Raw genomic sequence first — 6,351 nt, 5'->3', positions numbered from 1 at the left:
TTTGCGTCTAAAAGATTAAAGTCCGCCTTATCCGCGTAGTCCGCGTACCCATTCCCTCGCCGCTAAATTATCATTCAACGAATCTGGAAATCTTAATTCAATATTATAGTAGAAATGAAAAACAGATGGATCGTAGTTTTGGTTGCCATATCATTGGCAACTTGCACTTTTGCCCAGACTTGGATATGGTATCCGGGCGATTATGAAATATGGTTAGGCAACCGGATGAATAACCGTCGTACGGAGCGGGGTGCTTTTTTTCCTCCTTTTTGGAAGACCGACAGCCACTATGTAGTCGTGGAATTCAGCAAACAACTGAGCCTTTCCGAACCGGAAGAAATCTTCATTGCCGCTGAAGGAAAGTATAACGTTAAGCTGGATGGAAAACTCCAATTCGGTATGCCGGAAACCTTATTGCTTCCGGCCGGGACACATAATTTGAATATTAAAGTCTGGAATCAGTCGACTCCCCCTGCCATCTACGTAAAAGGTAAGACTGTAAACTCTGACGCTACCTGGCGTGTGACTTATGAAGACAAGGAATGGATTGACGAAAGCGGCAAAGCCAGTGACACCTCAGCCACCATCTATATGGATGCCGGCTGCTGGAACTTTGACGGAGCCACACAACTCCCTTCCCAATTCCGATTGATGCGGACACTCCATCAGCCCACCTCCCGTGCTACACAACCCGAAGGAGGCATCCTCTATGATTTCGGAAAAGAAACATTCGGTTACCTCACTCTGAAGAATCTCTCCGGTAAAGGCATCATCGACATCTATTACGGTGAAAGTCCGGAAGAGGCGAAAGACAAGGCATACTGCGAAACATTGGATAAACTGCAACTGGAAGCAGGACAAGTCACTGATCTTGCCATCCGCCAAACATCCCCGCTGTCCGGTATCGAAAACGAATATACCCTGGAAAACAGTAAGGCTTTCCGCTACGTCTATATCACTCATGAACCGGGGGTACAGATAGGTGAGGTATCTATGCAGTACGAATACCTTCCCGAAGAATATCGTGGAACTTTCCGTTGCAATGATGAAGAACTGAACCGTATTTGGGAAGTGGGTGCCTACACTATGCACCTCACTACCCGTGAGTTTTTTATCGACGGCATCAAGCGTGACCGTTGGGTGTGGAGCGGAGACGCCATTCAGAGTTATTTGATGAACTACTATCTCTTTTTTGACAGTGAGTCGGTGAAGCGTACTATTTGGTTGCTTCGGGGTAAAGATCCTGTGACCAGTCATAGCAATACGATTATGGATTATACATTCTATTGGTTTCTCAGCGTCTACGATTATTACCTGTATAGTGGTGACCGGCAGTTTGTCAATCAACTCTATCCACGTATGCAGACTATGATGGATTATGTATTGGGACGCACCAATAAGAACGGTATGGTTGAAGGTATGTCCGGTGATTGGGTATTTGTAGACTGGGCCGACGGTTATCTGGATAAAAAGGGAGAACTCTCTTTTGAGCAGGTTCTGTTCTGCCGGAGTCTTGAGACAATGGCGCTCTGTGCAGGGTTGGTGGGAGACCGGACCAACCAACAGAAATATGAGAAACTGGCTGCTACCTTGAAAGCTAAACTGGAAACGACATTCTGGAATGCCTCAAAACAGGCCCTTGTACATAACAGCATCAATGGTGTTCAGAGCGATGCCGTCACCCGTTATGCCAATATGTTTTCCGTTTTCTTCAACTATCTGACTCCGGAGAAACAGCAGGCCATCAAACATTCCGTTCTTTTGAATGACAGCATCCTGAAGATCACGACTCCCTATATGCGCTTTTATGAGTTAGAAGCCCTTTGTGCGCTTGGTGAACAAGAAACAGTGATGCAGGAAATGAAAGCGTACTGGGGAGGAATGTTGAAAGAAGGTGCCACTTCCTTTTGGGAAAAATATAATCCGGAGGAAAGCGGTACGCAGCATCTCTCCATGTATGGTCGTCCTTATGGGAAGAGTCTGTGTCATGCTTGGGGAGCAAGTCCTATTTATCTGCTCGGTAAATATTACCTGGGAGTGAAACCTGTGAAAGAAGGCTATAAGGAATTCTCTATAACTCCGGTATTGGGAGGTCTGAAATGGATGGAAGGCAGTGTACCTACACCGAACGGAAATATACATATCCATATGGACCGGAAAATGATTAAGGTACGCGCAACAGAAGGCAAAGGGTATCTGACGATAAAAAGCTGCCGGCAGCCAAAGGCTAATATTGGAACTGTGGAAAAGATTGATGAGAATACCTGGCGCCTCTGGATAGATACTCCGGAAGAGAGAATTGTTAGCGGATTGAAGTACTGAAAGGCAGAATATGAGTACAAACGGATACTTATTGCGTCTTTTTACTATAAACTCAGGTTTGGCAAGTGTAGTGAGTAAAATTATCATTTGTAAACTTCTCTCAAAGTTTACCACACTTCAATATAAAGTAAAACCATCCTCTCCTCTTCTTTCGTAGAAAGAGAGAGAGTTATCATAAATAGAAATATGAGAAATATCAGATTATTCATGTTTGCGGCATGTACACTCCTTTTTGCAGCGTGCGGCAAGCAAACCGTGAAGATTATAACTCCGCCGGATGCGTCGAATCGTATTCTGTTTGGTGCGGAACAGTTACAAACCACTCTGGATAAAGCGGGCTATCAGGTTGTGATGCAACAGGGAGATACTATATTCTCCAACCTGGATGTCCGAACCATCCTGCTGACAGAAACCAATGATACGACTTTAAAGAAAGAAGGCTTTCAGATTACAACAGTCGGTAATCTGACGAAAGTATCCGGCAGGGATGGTAGCGGTGTCATCTATGGATGCCGTGAACTGATAGACCGTGTGAGTAGTTCAAAAGGCAAACTGAACCTTCCCGAGAAGCTGACAGATGGACCGGAAATGGTATTGCGTGGCGCCTGCGTAGGATTGCAGAAGATGACTTATCTGCCGGGTCACGGCGTATATGAATATCCTTATACACCAGAGAGTTTTCCCTGGTTCTATGATAAAGAGCAATGGATTAAATATCTGGATATGCTGGTTGCTAATCGTATGAACTCACTTTATCTCTGGAACGGGCATCCGTTTGCTTCGTTAGTGAAGCTGAAAGACTACCCGTTTGCATTGGAAGTGGACGAAGAGACCTTCAAAAAGAACGAAGAAATGTTTTCTTTCCTCACGGAAGAAGCGGATAAACGTGGTATCTTTGTGATACAAATGTTCTACAATATCATTCTTTCAAAGCCGTTTGCCGAACATTACGGTCTGAGAACACAGGATCGTAACCGTCCTATTACTCCTTTAATTGCGGATTATACTCGTAAGAGCATTGCCGCTTTTATTGAGAAATATCCTAATGTAGGATTGCTTGTTTGCTTGGGTGAAGCCATGTGTACTGTGGAGGATGATGTGGAATGGTTCACAAAGACAATTATCCCCGGAGTAAAGGATGGATTACAGGCACTTGGACGTACAGATGAACCGCCTCTCTTGTTGCGTGCACACGATACAGACTGTAAATTAGTGATGGATGCCGCCCTGCCACTCTATAAGAATCTTTATACCATGCATAAGTATAACGGTGAATCACTGACCACATACGAACCTCGCGGACCATGGGCAAAGATACATACGGATTTGAGTTCACTCGGTTCTATCCATATCAGTAATGTTCATATTCTGGCGAATCTGGAACCTTTCCGTTGGGGGTCTCCCGATTTTGTGCAGAAGGCTGTAAAGGCCATGCACGATGTTCATGGCGCAAATGCCCTGCATCTTTACCCACAGGCTTCTTATTGGGATTGGCCATACACCGCCGACAAATTACCGGATGGCAAGCGGGAATTTCAGCTTGACCGTGACTGGATATGGTATCAGACCTGGGGACGATATGCATGGAACTGTCGTCGTGATCGTTCACAGGAAATTGATTACTGGAATCATCAGTTAGGTAAATTCTATGGTACATCTGATGAAAATGCCGGACTGATTCGTGAGGCGTATGAAGAAAGTGGCGAAATAGCACCGAAGTTGCTGCGTCGTTTCGGCATCACAGAAGGAAATCGCCAGACATTGTTGCTGGGTATGTTTATGAGTCAGTTTGTCAATCCATACAAATACACCATCTATCCGGGGTTCTATGAAAGTTGCGGACCGGAAGGTGAGAAACTGATAGAATATGTAGAAAAGGAATGGAAAAAGCAACCTCATGCAGGTGAGTTGCCTTTGGATATCATTGCCCAGGCTATAGAGCATGGAGATAAAGCGGTAGCCGCCATTGATAAGGCAGCAAATTCCGTATCTGACAATAAAGATGAGTTCGCACGTTTGCAGAATGACATGCATTGTTATCGCGAGTTTGCATATGCGTTTAATCTGAAAGTGAGAGCTGCCAAACTGGTATTGGATTATCAGTGGGGAAAAGATCTAAAGAATTTGGAAAATGCCATTCCTCTGATGGAGCAGAGTCTGGAACATTATCGTAAATTAGTGAAACTTACAGATGAACATTATCTGTATGCCAATAGTATGCAGACAGCACAACGCCGTATTCCTATAGGTGGAGATGGCGGCAACAATAAGACTTGGAAAGAATTGCTGGTACATTACGAAAAGGAACTGGAGAATTTTAAAGCGAACCTTGTTCTGCTGGAGGAAAAACAAAATGGAAAAGCAACTGCTGAATCGGTAGATATTCCGGCCTGGGCTTCCGCCAGCGTGAAAATTCTATCCGGTTATCCGACCGTTAAATTAAGTGAGGGCGCTTCCCTGTTTACTAATCTTCCGGGAAAGATAGAAGCCATGGCTCCTGAACTGGAAGGATTGAAAGCATTTCGTTTCAATGCCAATGAGCAGCGTGAAAAGGGAACAAGTATTACTTTTGAAACGGATGCGCCGGTAAAACTTCTGGTCGCCTATTTCAAGGATGACCAAAAGAAGTATGCCAAAGCACCGAAACTTGAGATTGATGCTTCGGCTAATGATTACGGTCAGGCCGAGCCGATATTGACGAATGCTGTTCGTATCAGTGGAATGCCACTGGCCAATGTACATGCATATAGTTTTCAGGCAGGCAAGCATACGCTGATGTTGCCGAAAGGATATCTCCAGGTTCTGGGATTTACGGATGCGGATATGAAGGCCCGTAATGCAGGATTGGCCGGAGACGAAGAAACAATGGATTGGTTGTTTTATTAATACTGAATCATGAGAAAACTATCACTGACATTCTTTTGCATGATATCTGCCCTGTCTGCTTTTGCTCAGCGTGATGTTGCGCAGGAGCGGATGGAGCAGATTTTCGAAGAAGCAAAAACACCCTATAAATATGGACTGGTGGTTGCTCCGGAGGATAATCACCATAAAATAGATTGCCCTACGGTCTTCCGTCAGGGAGACAAATGGCTGATGACCTATGTTGTTTATAACGGTAAGGGAGGGACAGACGGCCGTGGTTATGAAACCTGGCTGGCAGAAAGTGATAATTTGCTTGAGTGGCGCACATTGGGGCGGGTTCTTTCGTACCGGGATGGTGAATGGGATTGCAATCAAAGAGGTGGATTTCCTGCTCTACCGGATATGGAGTGGGGAGGAAGCTATGAACTTCAGACTTATAAGGACCGTCATTGGATGACTTACATCGGTGGAGAAGGAACGGGGTACGAGGCTGTGAAGGCACCGCTTTTTGTCGGTTTGGCATGGACGAAAGGAGATTTGTCTACTGCGCACGAGTGGGAGTCTCTGAATAAGCCCATTCTGAGTATCCATGACAAGGATGCCCAATGGTGGGAAAAGCTGACTCAATATAAAAGTACCGTCTATTGGGATAAGGATAAGACGTTGGGTGCCCCCTTTGTTATGTTCTATAATGCGGGAGGCCGCCATCCGGAAACAGGTCTGAAAGGGGAACGTGTAGGGATAGCCCTTTCTAAAGATATGAAAACATGGAAACGTTATCCCGGAAATCCTGTTTTTGCACACGAAGCTGATGGAACCATTACAGGAGATGCCCATATACAGAAAATGGGAGATGTGTATGTAATGTTCTATTTTTCAGCTTTTGAACCGTCACGGAAATATAAGGCTTTCAATACTTTTGCTGCCAGCTGTGACTTGGTGCACTGGACCGACTGGACTGGAGAAGACCTTATTATTCCCTCTAAAAACTATGATGAACTGTTTGCCCATAAAAGTTATGTGGTAAAGCATGATGGGGTTGTTTATCACTTCTATTGTGCGGTTAATAATGCGGAGCAGCGGGGGATTGCGGTTGCTACCAGTAAACCGATGGGACGTTCTGCCGTCCGTTTCCCAAAAACGGAGACAAAGAATCGTCGCATA

General features: G+C 45.0%; 3 protein-coding genes. All 3 read left to right on the top strand.

Translation table 11 applies throughout. The features are described 5' to 3' along the window. The first annotated feature begins 114 nt into the window (after nt 1-114). Nucleotides 115-2,322, top strand: coding sequence for an alpha-L-rhamnosidase-related protein (locus BACCELL_RS02585; RefSeq protein ID WP_007209964.1), 2,208 nt, complete (start codon nt 115-117; stop codon nt 2,320-2,322). A gap of 186 nt (nt 2,323-2,508) precedes the next feature. After that, entirely contained in the window at nt 2,509-5,208 is a 2,700-nt protein-coding gene (locus BACCELL_RS02580) for an alpha-d-galacturonidase (RefSeq protein WP_044153189.1), read from the top strand. 9 nt (nt 5,209-5,217) lie between these two features. After that, nucleotides 5,218-6,351: beta-galactosidase (locus BACCELL_RS25875; RefSeq protein WP_044153188.1), on the top strand; the 1,134-nt coding region annotated here is incomplete at its 3' end.

This window comes from Bacteroides cellulosilyticus DSM 14838 (genome assembly GCF_000158035.1).
Taxonomy (GTDB): Bacteria; Bacteroidota; Bacteroidia; order Bacteroidales; family Bacteroidaceae; genus Bacteroides; species Bacteroides cellulosilyticus.
This window is presented reverse-complemented; position numbering and strand designations above follow the sequence as displayed.

Coding starts and splice junctions, on each gene's coding strand:
- BACCELL_RS02580 (WP_044153189.1), top strand. CDS start 2,509: ATGAGAAATATCAGATTATTCATGTTTGCGGCATGTACACTCCTTTTT.
- BACCELL_RS02585 (WP_007209964.1), top strand. CDS start 115: ATGAAAAACAGATGGATCGTAGTTTTGGTTGCCATATCATTGGCAACT.